Below are 706 nucleotides of genomic sequence, written 5' to 3' on the forward strand. Positions count from 1 at the left end.
GCTTGCCAGCATAGATCTGCTGCCCGTCGGAACGCACCTGCGAGCCCATGCTCTCCTGCTGTAAAAGCCTGCTGTGCATGTGTTGTAAAGACAAAGGCCGCCGCCGCTTCGTTCCACTGATGCTGGGCGCTTCTTCCACGCGGCGGAATTTCCCCGTGCGGGGATAGCGCCAGTAATGTGCTGAGAGCCCCCCTGCGAAGGTGGTCACGCAGTTCGAGTGCGCAGCTGCCATCATATCCGTTCTCCAGCATCACGCCCAGATGAAAACGTGTAACGATATCGTAGGCAAATGGGCTATTGGGCCGATCCAACGGACCATCCTGATACAGGCCCAACCTGGTAAAACGAGGCAAATGGTAGCTGCGGATATACGTCTCCATCCATTCCGAATCGGCTGCAATTCCTTCCGTTGCACGCAAAAACTCGCCGGAAATCATAATCGCATTCCAGTTGATCATCCGGTTCGGATTCTTCATTTTGCTCATCGTAAAAATGTAGGTCTGCTCCGGCTGAATTCTGCTCAGTTGCTGCTTCCATGCCATGGCTTGTTCTGGCAGCAGATTTTTAAGGAGCCGATACGCTCCCATCATCATAATTGGAAAAAAGTCTGGGTGGTGATCTGGCGCTTTTTCCTCCACTACACAAGCTATGCTATGCGTCAAGGCCGCAGCAGCAGATTCCAGTAAATCATGCCGGCCTTCTTTGA

General features: G+C 53.0%; 1 pseudogene. It reads right to left on the reverse strand.

Annotation, left to right across the window (positions count from 1 at the left end):
* A pseudogene (locus GRP75_RS28665) lies at positions 1-706 on the reverse strand (glycosyl hydrolase); the annotation flags it as partial.

Origin of the sequence: Paenibacillus sp. OT2-17 (assembly GCF_009827695.1) — a bacterium.
Taxonomy (GTDB): Bacteria; Bacillota; Bacilli; order Paenibacillales; family Paenibacillaceae; genus Paenibacillus; species Paenibacillus polymyxa_B.